Below are 18,317 nucleotides of genomic sequence, written 5' to 3' on the forward strand. Positions count from 1 at the left end.
GGTCATTGGTCATTTGTAAATTATAAATTATGACTTATGAAAAAGATTTTTTTGAACCACGTTCGCGTAGCGTGTGCTACGCGAACGTGGTTCAAAAAAATTTTAGCCTTTTCTAATCATCAGTTTGTTAGGTGCGTGACTAGTTTCCGGTTCCCCCCTTGAGTAAGGGGGGTTAGGGGGGATCTAAGGTTGTGCTTAATAGGTTTAGATCCCCCCAACCCCCCGTGAAGTTAATAGCGAAGCTTCCGCTGGTTCCCCCCTTTTTAAGGGGGGCGGAGGGGGGATCTCTTAGGGGGGCTAAGAAAGAACTAGACTTGTAACTAGCAACTTGAATTACTAATTAAATTACGCAGTTCAAAGCGCCTGCTTTTTGGGTAAAGCGGAGATTTTCCCGATAGTCAACTGGACAATCAATTACTACTGGGACATCTTGTTCTAAAGCAGTTTTGAGAGTCGGAATAAAATCAGCAGTTGATTCAATTCTGTACCCTTTTAATCCCATGCTTTCTGCGAATTTGACAAAATCAGGATTGCCGAATTTAATAAATGCCGATCGCCCTAATTGATTTTGCTGTTTCCACTCAATTAAACCGTAACCACCATCATTAAAAATGATTGTTACGAAGGGAGTACCGACGCGCAAAGCAGTTTCTAATTCTTGGCAATTCATCATGAAACCGCCATCGCCTGTAACAGCAACAATTTTCTTGTCGGGATATACTAATTTTGCCGCGATCGCACCCGGAATCGCAATCCCCATCGCCGCAAAACCATTAGAAATGATACAAGTATTTGGGCGATCGCAATGATAATGTCTTGCCATCCACATTTTATGTGCGCCGACATCAGAAATAACAATATCTTCCTCACCCATTACTTGCCGCAAATCATATATTAGTTTTTGTGGCTTAATCGGGAAACCATCATCATTGGCATAACGTTCGTAATCTGCACGAATGTCATCTCTTAATTGCAAAGCATAAGTATCTGCTTTACCAGTGCGATCGGCCCGTTGTAAAATTTCATCCAAGGAATCAGAAATATCCCCAACTACTTCCACTTTGGGAATATAGCTGCTATCAATTTCCGCATGGGTAGCATTAATATGGATGATTGGAATTGTGCCATTAGGATTCCACTTTTTCGGGGAATACTCAATTAGATCGTAACCAATGGCAATCACCAAATCAGCATGATCGAAACCACAACTAATGTAATCTCGCTGTTGCAAACCAACCGCCCACAATGCTAAAGGATGAGTATAAGGAATCACACCTTTACCCATAAAAGTATTAGCAACCGGGATATTTAATCGGGTGGCAAACTCAGTTACAGCAGCACTAGCGCGATCGCGAATTGCCCCATTTCCCACCAAAATCAAAGGATTTTGCGCCTGAGAAATTACTTCTGCGGCGTGTTTAATACTGCGGAAAGAAGCAAAGGTTTTTTCCACATCACCCTTACTTAAAGGTTCGCCTGTAACTTCCATTGCCGCAATATTTTCTGGAACATCAATATGCACTGCACCAGGTTTTTCTGATTGCGCTACTTTAAAAGCTTTGCGAACAACTTCCGGGGCAATGCTAGGGCGAACAATTTGGGCATTCCATTTAGTTACCGAAGAAAACATTGCCACCAAATCTAAATATTGGTGGGATTCTTTGTGCATTCGATCGGTCCCCACTTGTCCGGTAATTGCTACTAGCGGCGCACGATCTAAATTAGCATCAGCCACACCTGTCATTAAATTAGTTGCACCAGGGCCTAAAGTCGAAAGACAAACTCCAGCTTGACCTGTCAAACGTCCATAAACATCAGCCATAAAAGCTGCGCCTTGTTCGTGACGGACGGTGATAAATTGGATGTTGGAGTTTCTGATTGCCTCTAAAACATGGAGGTTTTCTTCTCCTGGTAAACCAAAAATATATTTAACACCTTCATTTTCCAAACATTTAACCAATAAATCGGCGGTATTCATTCTACTTTGTGACTCCTCGGTTGATAGTAATTGGTAATTAGACTGATAGTTAGATCTGGCAGCAAGAGGCAGAGCCTCTTTTTTAGTTCCCAGGTTAAACCTGGGAACGAGACTCTGGAGGTTCTACCTCTTAATGCTGCAAGATGTGAGTTTTATTTGACCCAAACGGTTTTAACGTTGACAAATTCATGAATGCCTTGAATGCCTAGTTCTCTGCCGTAGCCGGAACGCTTGATACCCCCAAAAGGTAGGCGCGGATCAGATTTCACTAAACCATTGATGAATACGGCACCTGCTTCAATTTCTGAAATCAGGCGATCGCGTTCTTCTTCTACTGTAGTCCAAGCACTAGCCCCTAGTCCAAAGGGAATGTCATTTGCTTTTCTAATAGCTTCGTCCAGATTTTTGACTCGGAATAATAACGCCACTGGGCCAAAAAATTCCTCTTTGTCTGCTGGCGATCCGGGAGGCAAAGCGCTCAAAATAGTGGGAGGAAAGTAGTTGCCAGGTCGATCGCTAAAGGAATGTCCACCTGTTAAAACTTTTCCGCCAAATTGGACGCATTTTTCCACTAAATCATCCAATTCTTGCACAATTCCCGGAGTTGCCAAAGGCCCAACTTCTGTATCTGGTAACATCGGATCGCCAACTTTTAAAGCTTGGAATTTCTCCACCATTAGCTTTTCAAACTTATCGGCGACTGCTTCGGCGACAATAAACCGTTTCGCCGCAATACAAGATTGACCATTGTTAATCATTCTCGCTGTGACTGCGGTAGTTGCTGCTGCTTCAATATCTGCACTTTCTAAGACAATAAACGGATCGCTTCCTCCCAATTCAAGCACGGTTTTTTTTATATCTTTAGCAGCGGCAATTGCTAAACTAATTCCTGCGCCTTCACTTCCGGTTAAAGTTGCAGCTTTGACTCTTTCATCTGCTACAATTGCGGCAACTTTATTTGCACCAATTAATAAAGTTTGAAACACAGCATCAGGAAAACCAGCGGCTTGAATAATTTCCTCAATTGCTAAAGCTGATTGCGGTACATTAGAAGCGTGTTTTAAAATTCCCACATTTCCCGCCATTAACGCAGGTGCGGCAAAGCGAAACACTTGCCAAAAGGGAAAGTTCCAAGGCATTACTGCCAGAATAACGCCCAATGGTTGATAGCGGACAAAGCTTTTACTAGCATCGGTGGTGACAGGTACATCTGCCAAAAACTGAGCCGCATTTTCCGCATAATAACGACATACCGAAGCGCATTTTTCGACTTCTGCGATCGCTGCTTTTAACGGTTTCCCCATTTCTAAGGTAAGAATTTTCCCAAACCGTTCGCGATCGTTCTCTAAAATATCCCCCGCTTTATTTAGCCATTGAGCCCTTTGACTCATCGACGTTTGACGGTAACTCTCAAATGCCTGTTGCGCCCGTGCCAGCTTAGATTCAATCTCCGCATCGGTTAGCGCCTCAAAGGACTTGACTAATTCACCTGTTGCTGGGTTAATAGTGGCGATACCCATTTTATTCTCCAGTTCTGCAATCATACCTTGGGGTAGCACTTTAGTTCTTTACATACTCAATTTGCTACTCCAGCCTTCCTTTAATCTTAGATTTATTTTTCAAATAAAATCAGCAATCAAAGGTTAAAAATCTTGCAGATTTGCATTATCTTTATATATTGTTTCACCAGAGTTTCTGGCGTAATTTACTAAATTTTTACGATTATAAATATATCGTTTTTAAACTTAGCAAATCTTCATAAATCTCAGGATAATTTTAAGGTTGGGGACTGGGGACTGGGAAAGTTTTGAGTTTTGAGGAAAGTTCTAAATTTTAAGTTATCTCCTCTGCCCCCCTGCTCCTCTGCCCCTCTGCCCCTCTGCCCCTCTGCCCCCCTGCTCCTCTGCCCCTCTGCCCCCCTGCCCCTCTGCCCCTCTGCCCCTCTGCCCCTCTGCCCCTTGTCCCAACTCAAGGATAAATGAGAATCTTATAAGTCTCAGGAGTTGGGGAAACGGCTTTGGCTACGGTTTGGGGTAACTCTTGGAGAGGATAGCGATCGCTCACCAAAGCATCCACATCAATTCGGCGGTTAAATACAATATCATTAGCCAGAGATTGCAACCTAAAAGAAGAACTGTAGCTACCCATCAAATCAATTTCCCGACGATACAACATATTTGGGTTAATGGGAATTTGCACTTCATCGGGAAACTCAGCAAAAAAGAGAATCTTTCCACCTTTGCGAGTACAATCTAACGCTTGGAAAAACGCCTTATCGCTGGGAACGGCTAATAAAGTAGTATTAACTCCTAAACCATTAGTTAAAGCTTGAATTTTCTGGGGTAAATCTCGATCGCGAGCATCAAAAGCGGCTTCTGCACCCACAGCTAAGGCTTTTTCAATGCGGGAAGGTAACAAGTCAGTGGCGATCGCTCTCCCCCCAAAATATTTTACCAACATAATAAACATTAAACCGATCGGACCTGCACCAGTAATCAGCACCGTCTCACCCGGTTTAACTTCCGCCTTTTTCACCGCCTTCAAACAGCAGTTAGTCGGTTCTACAAAACTCGCTTGTTCAAAAGTTACATCATCAGGAATCGGAATTAACCCACCACTGCGAACAATATGTCCCGGAACCTTCACATATTCCGCAAAACCACCCCCACTAGGCGCAAAACCCGCCGTTGTAGTGATGTTTTTGTAAACCTCACACATCGAGAAATTTTCATTTAAGCAATACTCGCAACGCATACAAGGGATATGGTGCATCACCACCACCCGTTGTCCCACTTGCCAGTCTGTTACAGCTTCTCCCACCGCAGAAATTACCCCCGCAGTCTCATGTCCAAAAATGCGCGGTGGTTGATAAAGCGGATAAAGAATCTTCTTAATATCCGACTGACACAAACCCACCACCCGCACCTGCACCAATACCTCATCCGCTGCCAATGTCGGTACTGGTACTTCTTCGTAGCTTAGTTGATTTACCCCTCTAAAAACCTGTGCTTTCATTCTTTGTTATTTGTCCCTAGTCAGTTTCTATTGTCATTTGTGCTTCGTTGTGGGTTATTTGTCAATCAGGGAACAGGGATTAGGGATTAGGGATTAGGTCAGTAATTTCACTGATTAGACAATAGTTATCAAAATTTGTCAACCGCGAATTCACTAGTTTATATAGTTACTGCTTGAGCATTTAGATCAAAAGCTACAGGATTCTACTAAATGCGATCGGCAAACCAGTCGATTTTGAGCAGAGAAATACTCATACCTAAAAAATAGTCGGATTTGCTATTCCCAGATGAATGGCGATCGCCAGTAAATTTTCTTTTTTAAATTACTTAAACAAATTTTCCTGATGGCTCCTTCAAGTCCCTGAAAGAAGGAACAGAAATGCAGGAGATTCAAAAATTTATATGGGACATCTCAAATTTACTGTTAACTCTTTACTTTTGGCTTTCCTTACAATTACTTGCCAAAGTTTCTACCTTCAATCACAAGCTATTACTACGGAAAAATCAGAGGAATCTGTTAATTTAGAATCCCTTATCTTATACCCCTGGGCTAAGACTAAGGACGATCACCGAGGTAGTGGACGCAGAGGTTAGAGAAACAGAATATTTGTCACCCGAAACTTTGCTAATCATCTAGGCTTTCAGCGCCGATCTATTCTGCTAATTCGGATTTTGTTTTTGTAAAGACAAATAACTCAGTTAACTTACAAATTATCATACAACGGTAAGTGAAAAATAGGCTAGGTAAACTTGCTATTTCCTTACCAACCCATGCCAAGATAATCTTAGCGTGGGTTTTTGACTTTTTTTTACTTTTTAGCCAGTATAAGTGGTATTTATGGCTGCCGATCGGCTAAATTTTGAAAAGCAGGGTGGCTCTCAAACTTAACTTAAAACTGTCTACAGCAGAAATTATGGGTGCAATCATAGTAATCATTCCATTGGTGATGGATTATAGCGTAAGCTAGTTGCTTCTGGCATAAGACCCAAAACAGCTAGTGCAAGAAGGCTCCAAGCAAAGAAGGCTTGTACAAAGCTTTTCCAGTGGTTTTTAACTATATAGTTATTTCTGCCTGGTTGCGCTAATCATCCTCAGCAGTGGCTTGATGCTCAAAAAACTGGAAATTTTGAATTTATGCGATACAATCTCTTCTACTTATGAGTAACGACCTAGATCTGATCAAACGCCTCAGTCCCAGTGCAATGGATCAGATCATGCTTTATCTGGCATTTAGTGCCATGAGAACAAGCGGACACCGACACGGAGCGTTTCTGGATGCAGCAGCTACAGCTGCCAAATGCGCCATTTACATGACTTATTTGGAGCAGGGACAGAACCTCCGCATGACTGGTCATTTGCATCATATTGAGCCAAAGCGAGTGAAGGCGATCGTTGAAGAAGTCAGACAAGCGCTCACAGAGGGCAAACTGTTAAAAATGTTAGGTTCTCAGGAACCACGTTATTTAATTCAGTTTCCCTACGTCTGGCTAGAACATTATCCTTGGATGCCGGGGCGATCGCGCATTTCCGGTACTAGCCTCACCTTAGAGGAGAAACGGCAGATTGAGGAAAAATTACCTCCCCTCTTGCCAGATGCTCAACTGATCAACTCTTTTCAATTTATGGAGTTAATTGAATTTCTCCACAATCGTTCTCAGGAAGACGTACCAAAAGACAAACGAGTTCCTTTGAGCGAAGCTTTGGCAGAACACATCAAACGCCGTTTAATTTATGCGGGCACAGTGACAAGAATTGATTGTCCTTGGGGTTTACCTTTTTACGCCCTCACCCGTTCTTCCTACTCGCCTTCGGACGATGAGGAACGTACTTTTATCATGGTGGAGGACACGGCGCGATATTTCCGGTTAATGAAGGGGTGGCAAGAACGACAGCCAAATGTCATGCGAGTTTTGGAAGAATTGGATATTCCACCCGATCGCTTTGACAGAGCAATGGAAGAATTAGATGAAGTGATCCGCCAATGGGCCGATCGACATCATCAAGAAGGCGGTCAACAAATGATTTTACAAATGGTATTTGGCCCTAAAGATGATTAATTAGGGTTTGAGTACTAAATTGTTGGGTGCAATCTACATTGCGATCGCGCAGCGTGCCGTAGGCGAATCTTTAAAAAATTAGACTATGAAAAATCATCACATTAGTAATATAGAAATGGATAAGTTTGTGAGTATTAAAGATGTTGGGTTTCTTTAAAGTCGTTTGGTAACATAGAAAGTAACCTGTTCTTTGTTTGCCATGACACTGAAAGAATTAGAGCCTCAACTGCTAGCACTTTCTGACCAAGAAAAAGCTCAAGTCGTTCAACTTCTATCTCAAGGCAAAATCACTCTCGGACGCGGTATTGAAAAAACGCCTGGTGTTTGCGGTGGGAGTGCCTGTATTGCGGGAACTCGTATCACTGTTTGGGGACTTGTAGAAGCTCGTCGGATTGGATATAGTGAAGCCGATTTACTCATTAGCTATCCATCCCTTTCTGCTACTGATATTGCCAATGCTTGGGCTTATGCTGAAGCTTTCCCAGAGGAAATTGAAACAGAAATTCGGGAAAATGATGATCGCCCAAGGCTATCAATTCGCTCCGTAAATGCAAATCTCTGACCATTAAGCATTAGCAGATCCCTTGGCGGTAGCTAGAAGTTCTGATAATGCTTGAACTGCTTCACTATCTGCCTGTGGAGACCAAACAACTGCTTCCGTTGATGCCAGTTGATTAAGAAGTAAATTTTCTGAATGACTATTTTCAGAAGGTTCTAAGCTGCATCCTTCTTCCTTGGCAACAGCCAGCAGGAGAAAGTGAATTAGTCGAAGTTTATCTTGATGAGATAGTTGACTAACGGTGGGTAGAAGTTCGTTGAGAGGCATATCGTTTGTTTAAGATAATACACATTTAGTTTAGCCTTCTTGCCTCGCGTTATAAGGGCGATCGCTCATCCGAAAAAACAAACTGCGATCGGTCTTTTTTTTGGGTAGGGGTGCAGGGGTGCGATCGCGCGGCGTGCCGTAGGCGATCGCTATCCATTTCTATCATCACAATGTGATGATAGAAATGGATAAGATTGTGAGTGAAAAAAGATGTTGGGTTTGTTTGCGTTAACCCAAGTTAAAAGCAAGGGCGATCGTACTAAGGATCTGACAATAGTAAATTCTTAGCTATCTGGGTTTAATGTTACTTTACTTATGTAATCAGCAAATGTCTTTGAAATAGAAAGATTTAGAATCCTTTCAAGCCATCCATACGCACCATGAGGATTAACTTCCAAGAATATATACTCATTATCTGGCGTAACAATCATGTCAATTGCACCGTAATGCAAGTCAAGCCTGTCCATCAGCATTCTAAGCTTATCCTCAATGGCTGTTGGTAAAATTGATAGCTCATAAGAGATCTCATTTCTGCCAGCGGCTCTCCAATCGATTTTCCCAGCAGGAGCCTCTTGGGAATGCAGAATAACAGGATGAAATGTATCTCCGGTAAAAGTTATACGAAGTTCATAAGCTTTATCAATATATCGTTGGAATTGACATGGAGCATATTGAACTTGATCGAGATATCCAAGATCGTCTGCATTAAGTAATCTGGAAAAAATCAGGCTTCTTCCATGCTCATAAATGACGCTAGGTGAATGAAGTGTCTTATAAAGTGTCTGCTGGTGAGAGTCTATAAATTGTTTTGCATAACTATAACTGTTAGTTACTGTCGTAGTTGGTATAGATAAACCACATTCAACCGCTAACTTTAGCTGATATAGTTTAGAAGCAGCCCTCCTAGTGGATTCATATTTACTAATCCATGTTGCTTCAGATAGTAAATAAACAAGCCCATGAATCGCTGCTTCAATTTCTCCCGATGCAAAAGATCTATGAGCCTTATCCTGAATTTGAGGGTCTAGGATGGGCGCACCTATTCGTCGGAACCAAACAGCCTTGACTGATGACAAGTCATAAATATCCTCGGCTTGCTTAATTAAAATATTGGCTGGAGATACACTGCTAAAAGAGAAATTTATATCAATCATAGATGGATATTGATCGATATTGAATCGACAGTATCCAACTTCATGTGACAGATTAGAAACTACATAATCTATGTGAATATCTTTACTTGTGCCTATTATGAGAAGGTTTGGTTTCAACATCGTATTCAAACACTATTGTCCAAAAATGAAGGGCAAGCTCTTTGCCTACCCTTGATCACATCGAAGAAAATATTTGAAAATTTATGTGTCGTTATCTTCTGTCGATTTGTTACAGGTCGCAGAATCATCATCATTCATATCCATTGTATTTGTGTGTGCCATTTCAACTTCACTAAGACACATTTGTTCAAAGTTAATCCCAAAAGGAATAGTTTCTATTGGCCTTTTTGTGGAAGTGGGGTTTACTTCATTTGTGTTCTTACCGAAAAAATGTGTGGAAGTGAGCATAATTAACCTTTTATCTTAGACTATAAACTTTACTATTATTCCTTAAAAATAAGAGCTTTGTCTACTCAAAAAATGTTCAATTGTGTTGGCAATTTTGTCTGCTATTCAAACTCGCCTATTGAAAAATGTTATAAAATGCCAGAAAATGTTGAGTATAATACGGAAAATTACGACATATACGATGCTCCATGAATCTTAAGGAAGTGTTAAAAATGGCTGACGATCTGGTGTTTGCCAAGACAGGGCAGCATCTTGATGACTTGCAAGAGGCAATTCTACGGGGAACTATGCAAGGTGAGAAATATACTAAAATTGCCGAGGAGATTCACTGTAATGAGAGTTATGTCAGGGATGTTGGCTCAAAATTATGGCAAATACTTTCAGAAGAGTTAGGAGAAAATGTCAGTAAATCTAATTTTCGCTCTACGATGGGAAGGTTTATATTTTCAAATGTATCGAATTTTAAAAAAGAGGCTGTAGCAATCGGCAGTTTTGAAAAAGAAGTTGTAGCTATCAGTAGTTTTAATATCTGTGGCGAAACTAGACACCCGCCAGATATACCAAACTCACACGCACATAATGAGGAAACAACTAACTCGAAACAAACTAAAACATCCCATCACGATTTAAGCGAAATGCCAGACTTGGGTGCTTTCTACGATCGCACTCCCGAACTCACCACCCTCACAACCTGGATTTTACAACAACGCTGTCGCCTAATCGCACTCACAGGCATCAGCGGTATCGGCAAAACCGCATTAGCAGCACAACTTGTACAACAAATTAAAGATGAATTTGAGTATGTAATTTGGTGCAATCTAGATGAATCTCACACCCCAGACGAATTTCAACATAAACTAATCCAGTTTTTCTCCCAGTCAGAAAACCTAAATTCATCTCCAACTAACCAAAAACCATTACCTCTAATTAAATATTTACAAAAATATCGCTGCTTAGTCATATTAGATGATATTCAAAATCTCTTCATTAGCGGCGAATTGGCAGGAAAATATAAACCTGGATACGAAGAATATCGCAGTTTATTCAAACAGATAAAAACATTATCCCATCAAAGCTGCTTTCTGTTAATCGGTTGGGAACAACCAAGAGAATTTTCTCAAATCGAAAGCCAAAATATTCCCAGTTGTACTTTACAACTCACTGGTTTAGATATTGCTGCTGGATGGCAAATTCTCAAAGATAAAGGTTTAGCAGAAATCGATAACTACTCAGAACTGATTCACATCTATCAAGGCAATCCTTTATGGTTAAAAAGCGTGGCGACTCTGATTAAAGAGTTGGGAGGATGCGTGAGTGAGTTATTACAAGATGCTCCTATTTTATTACCGGAAGATTTGAAAGATAATTTACAGCAAACTGTTAGCCGCTTATCTGATTGGGAAAAAGAAGTTCTTTCTTTGTTGGCGAGAGAAAGCGATGGAATTAACTTAGCAAAATTACTAGAAAACACCAAGATTCCTTCGTCAGATTTAGTGAATGTAGTGCAATCTTTGTTGCGACGCTGTTTGATAGAACCACAAGAAAGTTTTTATACATTGCCATTGGTGTTAAAGCAGTATATGATAACAACAATGTATCGATAGTTCTTTCTAATCTAGCGGGTAAGAAGCTGAGTTTACTTATCACTAAGTAAGTGTAAATAAATAAAGTGTTAATAGTTATCTTTGGATGGGGCGGGCAGGATGCCCACCCCACAAGAGTCAGCTTTCTTGTGGGGTGGGCATCCTGCCCGCCCTAGTTTTCACTTTATTTATATCTACCTACTTACAAGTACGAGAGAACCAGCCGATCGAATCTACTTTTGCACTATCTTTGTCTATCCTTCAGCTACATTTTGTAATAACCAAAAGCCACTATAAGTCATTCCCGAATCATCAGGTTGCACTAATAAAAAATGGAGTCCCTTAGTTTCTTGTTTACGTTGTTCAAATATTTTCGCTGCTAGAGTAACTTCGTCATCTGCAAAAGTCGCGACAACCCATCTATCTGCTAACCCAGCTTCTAAAATTAAGCCATCAGGCGCACCAGGAATATAATTCAACGCTACAGGTCGAGATTCCTGTATCCAACGTGCTAACCTTAAAGATTGTCTCCCACCATCAATAACTACTCCCGGAACTGGCAAAGTTGAAGCTATTCCTAAGTTGATTGGTAAGAGAAATTCTGGAATTTCTAAAATTGGCATTGGTTGCCCAGCAAAACTGTCTTCAATATCACTCGCCATCAGAGTAGCAAAGCGCCATTTTTCTCCCCAAAGTTTTTCCGGTAAAGGAACTGGAGGTGGTTTTTCTAAAGCTATGGGATCGAAAGGTTCGCCACTTTGAGAATATTGCTGCGCTTTTAACCAGTTTTTTAAACTCTCAGTGCGGCGCGTTGCTTCAACTGCAATCCCTAATTTATCGGCAGCAGTTTGAATTAAACTGAGCGATTGGGGGCGAAACACTTGGATTTTTTCAGGTTGATTTTCCGGGGAAGTTATTACTTTTTGGAATTGGGCAACTAACCAATTAGCATTAGCTTCAGATTGGGGGCAGAATGCTTGATATGTCAAGTTATTTTTGGGGTCACAAATTACCAATTCCCACAAAGTTTGTCCGGTGGAATCTTTCAGGGGACGACGATAAAAATCAACTTGCCAAGGCATAAGTTTAATTAGGATTTATGTTAGCGGATTTCGGCTCGTCAGCCAAGGGTTCTATTGATTCAGTTTTGACTGGTTCTTTCATCCAACTTACTATCATAGCAGCGATCGGCACCGCTAAGAATATACCGAGAAGTCCGGCAACTCGTTCCCCCAAAAATAAGGCTAAAAATAGCAGGACTGGATTAATTTCTAAGTTGGCTTTCATCAATTTGGGAGCAATTAAGTTATCTTGAATTTGTTGTAAAATTGTACAGATAATTAAAACTTTGACTGCCATCCAAAAGTTTTGGGATATGAGTACCAGTAAGGTAACGACGATCGCACACAAAGTCCCTCCAATCCCCGGAATTGCATCAATTATCCCCAAAAGTAAACATAAAAATAGGGCGTAGTTGACTCCGATTATAGTAAAGACAATCCAGCAGGAAATAGAAAGGAAAAGAACTAGTAAAATTTGGGCGCGAAAGAAACCAAGAAAACTTTTTTGAAAGGTAACACTAAAGCGATCGCGCAAATCAACTGGTAACAATTTTAGACAAGCTAACCAAATTTTTTCCCCATCAATTAGCATATAAACACAGATTACGGCAATGAACACAGCCGTCAAAAAGTTGGAAAACACCCCTTGTAAAAATCCTATACCTGTAAGCAAACCAGTTTGCAGAGTTGCAATGAATTTGTCTATTTGAATAGATTGGAAAAATTTGGTTATTGGTGTAATTTCCTTGGCTCTAATAAAATTAAATAAGCTATTAGCTAATCCTTGCCCTTGTGTGATTACCTCAAATCCTAAGCTGGTAATTAGGGTGACAATAATAGTTACAAATAATAAACAAACGATCGCTATTGCCAAACCTCTTGGGATAAATCGATTCAGCCATTGTACGGGGTAATTCAACAAAGCGGCTAAGGTAGCAGCAATGGTAAAAATAGTAATTAATGAGTAAAAATAATTTATTAGAAATCCGATCGCACAACCACAACTAAACAACGCTAAAAAGGTTAAGGAAGAACGCAATAATTTAGTATTGCTGAGGTGATACCAAAAATGTTTATTCCGATAATCTGCCATCTTTCGTTAATTTGCCATAAAATTAAATTTTCCAGTCCCCAGAGGTAAATTCTGTGTGCCTCAGCCTCGCCCTGAGAAAATTATCGGGCGTTAGGCACTGACGCTAAAAATGGGGGGATGGGGCGCGATCGCTTTTGTACTTAATAGTTTTTATCATACTTTTCCAAATTTATAATTGCTCTAAATTTAATGATTTTGAAGAAAATAGCACATTTTTTCCGATTTACCGAAGCGATCTGCTACAGATAGAAGTGTACTACAAGTGATGTAATAGATTAGCATCGGTTAATAAGTGATTGGGAAGCACCCCTCGATGCTCAGTTTTCACAGAAAAACCAGTCGTTTTGATGCAGGAGGCCATTTTTACCCCAGAACTCCCTAAAGGTTCATCCATTGACATAGTTAATTTCTAATTGCTCATGCTTGTCAACCCCTTCCCAATTTCTTAACAGCTTAGTAAACTTTTGTAATTTAGTTTAGTTCAATCCTATGAATCCTGCCCTGACTCAATTTGGTAATCAAATGTCCCAGCTTACAGGCGTGCGGGCAATCATGAAAGATATTGCACAAACCCTAAAAGCTAATATAGGAGAGCAATTTATTAATCTAAGTCCCGGAAATCCGGTGATTCTACCGGAAATTGAGCAGCTATGGCGCAAATACACCGAAGAGTTGTTGAGTAGCTCTGATTATGGTGAGGTAGTTTGCCGCTACGGTCAATCTCAAGGTTATGAACCTTTAATTGATGCAATAGCTAATGAATTTAATCGTCACTATGGGTTAAATTTAACTCATGAAAATATTTTGATTACTCCGGGCAGTCAAAGTATTTACTTTTATGCAGCTAATGCTTTTGGTGGTTATAGTAAAAATGGTCAATTAAAGCAAATAGTTTTGCCCTTAAGCCCAGATTATACAGGTTATGGTGGTGTAACTTTAATCCCAGAAGCTTTAGTATCTTATAAACCAGAATTAGAGATTGACGCATCTGCACATCGCTTTAAATATCGCCCAGATTTCAGCCAGTTAGAGATTAATGAAAGTACTGGTTGTGTATTATTTTCTCGTCCTTGTAATCCGACAGGTAATGTTTTGAGTGAAGATGAGGTTGGGAAAATTGCGACTTTAGCAGAACCTTATAATGTTCCAGTATTAATTGACTCGGCCTATGGGCCGCCTTTTCCGGCTTTGAATTTTACTCCCATGTCTCCGGTATTTGGGGAAAATATTGTGCATTGTATGAGTTTATCGAAAGCGGGATTACCGGGAGAAAGAATTGGGGTGGCGATCGGAGATGAAAAGATAATTCAAGTTTTGGAGTCGTTCCAAACTAATATGTGTATTCATTCATCTCGCTATGGACAAGCAATTGCCGCCAAAGCGATCGCATCAGGTGAATTAACAGAACTCGCGACAACAGTAGTTCGCCCTTACTATCAGAAAAAATTTGTCATAGTAGAATCCACTCTTGATGAGTCAATCCCTCAAGATTTACCTTGGTTTTTACATAGAGGTGAAGGAGCCATTTTCGCTTGGTTATGGTTAGAAAACTTACCGATTACTGATTGGGAATTGTACCAATTGTTGAAAAAAGTTGGTGTAATTGTCGTTCCTGGCAGTTCTTTCTTCCCCGGTTTAAGAGAAGAATGGGCACACAAAAATCAATGTATTCGCATTAGTTTGACCGCAACTGATGGAGATATTGCTGAGGGAATGCGACGGTTAGCGAAAGTTGTCGCCCAAATTTATCAAAAGTCTGCTGTGGCGATTTAGTTAGTTTAGCAGTTTAGCCAGGGAATTAACTCTCTGGCTAATCGGGCGATCGTTCTCTAATAACCTGCCAATCAATAAGTGCTACCCAAAGATTTTCCTCTTCTGAATATTGAACTACACCATCAGCTTCTAATTCTTCGCTATAAAGGGTGAGCAATTGACCATTTTGCAACTTAATATTTTGGCGGCTTAAGTCTTCAATTGTTCCCACACAATTCAGACGAAGACGACCTTGTTCATCAGCATTATGAAAGTCTGCAAAAATTTTAGGGTGACTCATAATTTTACTCTATTTAGGCGATCTATCATCATAAAAAAGAGAGTGAGATCGCACTACAAAAAAGAACGATCGCTCCTCTATAATTCCTCTTCTAAATCGTCTAAAGTCAACGGTGCTTGTGCGCTATGGCGAACATACAAAACGTAAACTTTCGGCTCTCGAATAGTAAATAGCACTCGGTACATATTTTTAGATTTTCCGTAAAGTAGTTGTCGAACTTCTTCGGGAAAAATTTCGTGTTCGACGGCTTTAGCACAACGCTGAGGTTTTTCTTGAAGTGTTGAAATCGCATTCATTAATCCGCGAAACCAGCGATCGGCAAACTCAGGATTTCGTTCGCGATACCAGCAGTAAGCTTGCTCAATTTGGCTTTCTGCAATTGGGGTAATTTCAACTTGAAATGTCATATTTCTGTTGCATTTCTTGGATGAAATTCCCGATCGGGCGAGTTTGCCCAGCGTTGAGTTCCTCAAAACCTTGCTGGATACCTGCGATCGTTTCTAGTTTTTCAATCAGCTGGCTTAGTTTAGTGGGATCGATTTTGCCCGGTTCCAGAAAGGTGACGAGGACTTGTGTGCGATCGCTCATGTTCTGCGGTAATTCGCTTAGTTCGATTTGCCCATTTTGATAAATGCCTTCAATAGTTCTGAGCATGGCTGATAGCAATAGGGTAATTAGATCTGAGAAGATTTTATCCCATAAATTTATCCTTCTGCTTGCTAAGTGCAGAAAAAGCGATCCTGTTTTTTTTGGAGTGCGTTCGCGTAGCGTGCCAAGATTGCGTATCGCTTTTTCATTTTAGGCGATCGCTGATCTGAAAAAAGAGAGTGCGATCGCCTTTGGCGCTGCGCTTCGCGCAATCGCGTAGCGTGCCAAGATTGCGTATCGCATAGCCTGTTCTCTTGCATAACCCTCTTTGTTTTGCTGCCTCTTCGCCATCCATTAAATCATCACATTATCATAGTAGGAATATATCAAGATTGGAGGCAAATTTATCGTGCCAGAGGACTTTAACGATCCTTTGCCAACAGAGATATTGGCAGCATTCGAGGGGAATGAAGAATGAAATTGTTGTTAGATACTCATTAATAGGTTATAATATTTAAAGTTATTTAAATCTTAGTTTTCATTTATTATTTAATTATGTCCGCTAAAGATATCTTTCACAATACAGTCAGATATGCTTTGGAGAAGGATGGATGGACAATTACCAATGAGCCGCTGTTTTTGCCAGCCAGTCAGGAAGTTACTATGAAGGTTGACTTGGCAGCACAAAAGTTAATATCGGCAGAAAAGGGGAATCAAAAGATTGCGGTAGAGGTCAAGAGTTTTGTTGGTTTATCAGCAATATCCGAATTTCATACGGCTGTTGGTCAATTTCTGAACTATCAAGTAGCGTTAGATAAACTAGAGCCAGAACGGATACTTTATTTAGCTATACCCAAAGATATTTATCAAGAATTTTTTACAGATTCATTTGTGCAAGAAGTGGTTAAGCGATATCAAATAAAATTGCTGATTTTTCATGTTCAGAAACAGGAGATAGTGCTATGGAAAAACTAGATTATCGGGAATTGGTTAAAAAAATTATCCAAGCACACGCTAGCGAACAATCGGAGTCAGGCATTAATCAAGCTCATATTGTTTTTGATGAGGAACGAGATCGTTATTTATTGCTGTATGTGGGATGGCGAGATGAAGAACGAGTTTACGGGTGTCCAATTCATATTGATATCCAAGATGGGAAAATTTGGATTCAGCGCGATTTTACCGAAGAAGGAATTGCTAATGAATTAGTAGAATTGGGTATACCGAAAACCGATATTATTTTGGGATTTCGATCGCCCTATGTTCGACAATTCACAGAGTTTGCTGTGAGGTAATTTGACTGATGTATTTAGGTAAAATTGCGATCGCACTACAAAAAAGAGCGATATGCCTACGGCACGCTACGCGAACGCACCTGAGAAAAAATCAAGTATGATCGCTTTTTCATTTTAGGCGATCGCTCATCGGAAAAAAAGAGATGTAACAACGGCAAAAACCTATCATTCTGCTTGCTAAGCATCGGATTATAATAATAGAAATAGATCGGATTGTGAACAAGCAAAAAATGACACAAATTACCACGACAGAATTACCCCAAAACCTCCAGACTCTATTTATAGAGGTTGAACGTACCAGAACCCCTCTAACCGTCATCCATGAAGGAAAACCATTAGTGATTATTTATCCTGCTACCACCCAAGCTTCACGACCCGCTTTTGGGGTGATGAAAGGAAGCGGTGAAATATTAGGAGATTTAATCGCTCCTGTAGCTGAACCTTGGGAAGTTTTACAATGAAACTTTTACTCGATACTCACATTTGGCTCTGGTATTTACTTGGCGACCAACACCTTTCGCTCCAACTCCAAAATGTAATTGTTGATCAAAACACTGAACTTTGGCTCAGTCCAATTAGTATTTGGGAAACGCTTATTCTTGCAGAAAAAGGACGGATATCTTTACAACCCGATCCTATTACATGGGTCATAGTACCACTGGTTTGCTACATCAGCACTGAGATAATCGCACATCCAACGGTAGGCGGTTTCAATTTCTGCAAAGGCAGGTGGTTGGATGATGACTTGATAACTCATGGACGGGGAGGAATATTGAACTGCTGCTGTAGCATTGTCATGGCTTGCTCGGTCGGGATACCTTCACCTCGCTCGAAGCTTTCGAGTCCTTTGCGGATACCGATGACAGCTTCGAGGTAATCGATTCGCTCTAGCAGTTGTTCATAGATATTAAGTTGGTTGTACCCAGTGGATTTGAGCGATCGCACTAAGCTCAGAAGATCGGTGAGCAGTTCGTCAGGGGTGCTATCGATTTCTTGGAGGAGGAGTTCTTTGATGGTCATCGCAGCATCTGGGGAGGATTGATATTTTGAGTATAACGAGTCTCCAGCAGACTGCTCTTAAGGGAGTTGCGTTCGCGTAGCGTGCCGTTAGGCGTATCGCTTTTGCATTTTAGGCAATCGCACCTGAGAAAAATAAGAGTACGTTCGCGTAGCGTGCCAAGATTGCGTATCGCTTTTGCATTTTAG

The 18,317-nt window shown here is 40.7% G+C and carries 19 protein-coding genes and 1 pseudogene; 8 read left to right on the forward strand and 12 right to left on the reverse strand.

The window, feature by feature from the left end:
• Nucleotides 1–340 precede the first annotated feature (340 nt).
• The 3 genes from ACE1CI_RS15005 to ACE1CI_RS15015 all read right to left on the reverse strand — a co-directional run bounded on the left by ACE1CI_RS15005 (nucleotide 341) and on the right by ACE1CI_RS15015 (nucleotide 4,993).
• Nucleotides 341–2,071: an acetolactate synthase large subunit gene (locus tag ACE1CI_RS15005; RefSeq protein WP_459563972.1), complete on the reverse strand. Its 1,731-nt coding sequence runs from the start codon at nucleotides 2,069–2,071 to the stop codon at nucleotides 341–343.
• A 59-nt stretch (nucleotides 2,072–2,130) separates the two neighbouring features.
• Nucleotides 2,131–3,498: an NAD-dependent succinate-semialdehyde dehydrogenase gene (locus tag ACE1CI_RS15010; RefSeq protein ID WP_413261050.1), complete on the reverse strand. Its 1,368-nt coding sequence runs from the start codon at nucleotides 3,496–3,498 to the stop codon at nucleotides 2,131–2,133.
• A 448-nt stretch (nucleotides 3,499–3,946) separates the two neighbouring features.
• The gene (locus ACE1CI_RS15015; RefSeq protein WP_496615490.1) at nucleotides 3,947–4,993 is read right to left on the reverse strand and encodes an alcohol dehydrogenase catalytic domain-containing protein; all 1,047 of its coding nucleotides are present in this window, start codon (nucleotides 4,991–4,993) and stop codon (nucleotides 3,947–3,949) included.
• 1,157 nt (nucleotides 4,994–6,150) lie between these two features.
• On the opposite strand from ACE1CI_RS15015, the gene hetR reads away from it, so the two are divergent.
• On the forward strand, nucleotides 6,151–7,050 hold the full coding sequence (gene hetR, locus ACE1CI_RS15020; protein WP_413261052.1) for a heterocyst differentiation master regulator HetR: 900 nt from the start codon (nucleotides 6,151–6,153) through the stop codon (nucleotides 7,048–7,050).
• Nucleotides 7,051–7,249: 199 nt separating this feature from the next.
• Nucleotides 7,250–7,612, forward strand: coding sequence for a DUF433 domain-containing protein (locus tag ACE1CI_RS15025; RefSeq protein ID WP_413261053.1), 363 nt, complete (start codon nucleotides 7,250–7,252; stop codon nucleotides 7,610–7,612).
• A gap of 3 nt (nucleotides 7,613–7,615) precedes the next feature.
• Here ACE1CI_RS15025 and ACE1CI_RS15030 read toward each other — a convergent pair whose 3' ends face one another.
• Both ACE1CI_RS15030 and ACE1CI_RS15035 read right to left on the reverse strand, forming a co-directional pair.
• Nucleotides 7,616–7,876, reverse strand: coding sequence for a hypothetical protein (locus ACE1CI_RS15030; RefSeq protein WP_413261054.1), 261 nt, complete (start codon nucleotides 7,874–7,876; stop codon nucleotides 7,616–7,618).
• Nucleotides 7,877–8,160: 284 nt separating this feature from the next.
• Entirely contained in the window at nucleotides 8,161–9,150 is a 990-nt protein-coding gene (locus tag ACE1CI_RS15035) for an MvdC/MvdD family ATP grasp protein (protein WP_413261055.1), read from the reverse strand.
• Nucleotides 9,151–9,626: 476 nt separating this feature from the next.
• Here ACE1CI_RS15035 and ACE1CI_RS15040 point away from each other — a divergent pair, with 476 nt between their 5' ends.
• Nucleotides 9,627–11,042 (forward strand): helix-turn-helix domain-containing protein, encoded by a 1,416-nt coding sequence (locus tag ACE1CI_RS15040; protein ID WP_413261056.1) that lies wholly within the window; start codon nucleotides 9,627–9,629, stop codon nucleotides 11,040–11,042.
• Nucleotides 11,043–11,275: 233 nt separating this feature from the next.
• Here the strand turns inward: ACE1CI_RS15040 and ACE1CI_RS15045 are convergent, their stop codons facing one another.
• Nucleotides 11,276–12,103: a Tab2/Atab2 family RNA-binding protein gene (locus ACE1CI_RS15045; protein ID WP_413266134.1), complete on the reverse strand. Its 828-nt coding sequence runs from the start codon at nucleotides 12,101–12,103 to the stop codon at nucleotides 11,276–11,278.
• A gap of 4 nt (nucleotides 12,104–12,107) precedes the next feature.
• Nucleotides 12,108–13,175 carry an AI-2E family transporter gene (locus ACE1CI_RS15050; RefSeq protein ID WP_413266133.1) on the reverse strand — a complete coding sequence of 356 codons (1,068 nt, stop codon included), beginning with the start codon at nucleotides 13,173–13,175 and terminating at the stop codon, nucleotides 12,108–12,110.
• A gap of 489 nt (nucleotides 13,176–13,664) precedes the next feature.
• Between ACE1CI_RS15050 and ACE1CI_RS15055 the strand changes: the two genes are divergently transcribed.
• A complete protein-coding gene (locus tag ACE1CI_RS15055; RefSeq protein ID WP_413266132.1) occupies nucleotides 13,665–14,948 on the forward strand; it encodes a valine--pyruvate transaminase in 1,284 nt (427 codons plus the stop codon).
• A gap of 37 nt (nucleotides 14,949–14,985) precedes the next feature.
• Here ACE1CI_RS15055 and ACE1CI_RS15060 read toward each other — a convergent pair whose 3' ends face one another.
• The 4 genes from ACE1CI_RS15060 to ACE1CI_RS15075 form a co-directional block, all read right to left on the reverse strand.
• Nucleotides 14,986–15,228 (reverse strand): hypothetical protein, encoded by a 243-nt coding sequence (locus tag ACE1CI_RS15060; RefSeq protein WP_413266131.1) that lies wholly within the window; start codon nucleotides 15,226–15,228, stop codon nucleotides 14,986–14,988.
• 77 nt (nucleotides 15,229–15,305) lie between these two features.
• Complete coding sequence (locus tag ACE1CI_RS15065; protein WP_413266130.1) at nucleotides 15,306–15,635, reverse strand: type II toxin-antitoxin system RelE/ParE family toxin; 330 nt, start codon at nucleotides 15,633–15,635, stop codon at nucleotides 15,306–15,308.
• Nucleotides 15,619–15,882 carry a hypothetical protein gene (locus ACE1CI_RS15070; RefSeq protein ID WP_413266129.1) on the reverse strand — a complete coding sequence of 88 codons (264 nt, stop codon included), beginning with the start codon at nucleotides 15,880–15,882 and terminating at the stop codon, nucleotides 15,619–15,621. Before ACE1CI_RS15070 ends, ACE1CI_RS15065 begins: the two co-directional genes overlap by 17 nt.
• Before the next feature lie 139 nt (nucleotides 15,883–16,021).
• Nucleotides 16,022–16,171: a hypothetical protein gene (locus ACE1CI_RS15075; protein ID WP_413266128.1), complete on the reverse strand. Its 150-nt coding sequence runs from the start codon at nucleotides 16,169–16,171 to the stop codon at nucleotides 16,022–16,024.
• A 200-nt stretch (nucleotides 16,172–16,371) separates the two neighbouring features.
• Between ACE1CI_RS15075 and ACE1CI_RS15080 the strand changes: the two genes are divergently transcribed.
• The 4 genes and pseudogenes from ACE1CI_RS15080 to ACE1CI_RS15095 form a co-directional block, all read left to right on the forward strand.
• The gene (locus ACE1CI_RS15080; RefSeq protein ID WP_413266127.1) at nucleotides 16,372–16,791 is read left to right on the forward strand and encodes a XisH family protein; all 420 of its coding nucleotides are present in this window, start codon (nucleotides 16,372–16,374) and stop codon (nucleotides 16,789–16,791) included.
• On the forward strand, nucleotides 16,779–17,111 hold the full coding sequence (locus ACE1CI_RS15085; protein ID WP_413266126.1) for a XisI protein: 333 nt from the start codon (nucleotides 16,779–16,781) through the stop codon (nucleotides 17,109–17,111). The genes ACE1CI_RS15080 and ACE1CI_RS15085 overlap by 13 nt, the downstream gene beginning before the upstream one ends.
• A gap of 230 nt (nucleotides 17,112–17,341) precedes the next feature.
• Entirely contained in the window at nucleotides 17,342–17,572 is a 231-nt protein-coding gene (locus ACE1CI_RS15090; RefSeq protein WP_459564106.1) for a type II toxin-antitoxin system Phd/YefM family antitoxin, read from the forward strand.
• Nucleotides 17,569–17,772 (forward strand): annotated as a pseudogene (locus ACE1CI_RS15095) (type II toxin-antitoxin system VapC family toxin); the annotation flags it as partial. The gene ACE1CI_RS15090 and the pseudogene ACE1CI_RS15095, both read left to right, overlap by 4 nt.
• Nucleotides 17,773–17,864: 92 nt before the next feature.
• Here the strand turns inward: ACE1CI_RS15095 and ACE1CI_RS15100 are convergent.
• Entirely contained in the window at nucleotides 17,865–18,131 is a 267-nt protein-coding gene (locus ACE1CI_RS15100; protein WP_496615491.1) for a prevent-host-death family protein, read from the reverse strand.
• Between the last annotated feature and the right edge of the window lie 186 nt (nucleotides 18,132–18,317).

It is taken from the genome of Floridaenema flaviceps BLCC-F50 (assembly GCF_041929275.2).
GTDB classification, from domain to species: domain Bacteria; phylum Cyanobacteriota; class Cyanobacteriia; order Cyanobacteriales; family Aerosakkonemataceae; genus Floridanema; species Floridanema flaviceps.

Excerpts from the sequence above, each read along its gene's own strand:
- ACE1CI_RS15010 (WP_413261050.1), bottom strand. The coding sequence starts at position 3,498 with ATGGGTATCGCCACTATTAACCCAGCAACAGGTGAATTAGTCAAGTCC.
- ACE1CI_RS15015 (WP_496615490.1), bottom strand. The coding sequence starts at position 4,993 with ATGAAAGCACAGGTTTTTAGAGGGGTAAATCAACTAAGCTACGAAGAA.
- hetR (WP_413261052.1), top strand. The coding sequence starts at position 6,151 with ATGAGTAACGACCTAGATCTGATCAAACGCCTCAGTCCCAGTGCAATG.
- ACE1CI_RS15025 (WP_413261053.1), top strand. The coding sequence starts at position 7,250 with ATGACACTGAAAGAATTAGAGCCTCAACTGCTAGCACTTTCTGACCAA.
- ACE1CI_RS15030 (WP_413261054.1), bottom strand. The coding sequence starts at position 7,876 with ATGCCTCTCAACGAACTTCTACCCACCGTTAGTCAACTATCTCATCAA.
- ACE1CI_RS15035 (WP_413261055.1), bottom strand. The coding sequence starts at position 9,150 with ATGTTGAAACCAAACCTTCTCATAATAGGCACAAGTAAAGATATTCAC.
- ACE1CI_RS15040 (WP_413261056.1), top strand. The coding sequence starts at position 9,627 with ATGAATCTTAAGGAAGTGTTAAAAATGGCTGACGATCTGGTGTTTGCC.
- ACE1CI_RS15045 (WP_413266134.1), bottom strand. The coding sequence starts at position 12,103 with ATGCCTTGGCAAGTTGATTTTTATCGTCGTCCCCTGAAAGATTCCACC.
- ACE1CI_RS15050 (WP_413266133.1), bottom strand. The coding sequence starts at position 13,175 with ATGGCAGATTATCGGAATAAACATTTTTGGTATCACCTCAGCAATACT.
- ACE1CI_RS15055 (WP_413266132.1), top strand. The coding sequence starts at position 13,665 with ATGAATCCTGCCCTGACTCAATTTGGTAATCAAATGTCCCAGCTTACA.
- ACE1CI_RS15060 (WP_413266131.1), bottom strand. The coding sequence starts at position 15,228 with ATGAGTCACCCTAAAATTTTTGCAGACTTTCATAATGCTGATGAACAA.
- ACE1CI_RS15065 (WP_413266130.1), bottom strand. The coding sequence starts at position 15,635 with ATGACATTTCAAGTTGAAATTACCCCAATTGCAGAAAGCCAAATTGAG.
- ACE1CI_RS15070 (WP_413266129.1), bottom strand. The coding sequence starts at position 15,882 with ATGCTCAGAACTATTGAAGGCATTTATCAAAATGGGCAAATCGAACTA.
- ACE1CI_RS15075 (WP_413266128.1), bottom strand. The coding sequence starts at position 16,171 with ATGGATGGCGAAGAGGCAGCAAAACAAAGAGGGTTATGCAAGAGAACA.
- ACE1CI_RS15080 (WP_413266127.1), top strand. The coding sequence starts at position 16,372 with ATGTCCGCTAAAGATATCTTTCACAATACAGTCAGATATGCTTTGGAG.
- ACE1CI_RS15085 (WP_413266126.1), top strand. The coding sequence starts at position 16,779 with ATGGAAAAACTAGATTATCGGGAATTGGTTAAAAAAATTATCCAAGCA.
- ACE1CI_RS15090 (WP_459564106.1), top strand. The coding sequence starts at position 17,342 with ATGACACAAATTACCACGACAGAATTACCCCAAAACCTCCAGACTCTA.
- ACE1CI_RS15100 (WP_496615491.1), bottom strand. The coding sequence starts at position 18,131 with ATGACCATCAAAGAACTCCTCCTCCAAGAAATCGATAGCACCCCTGAC.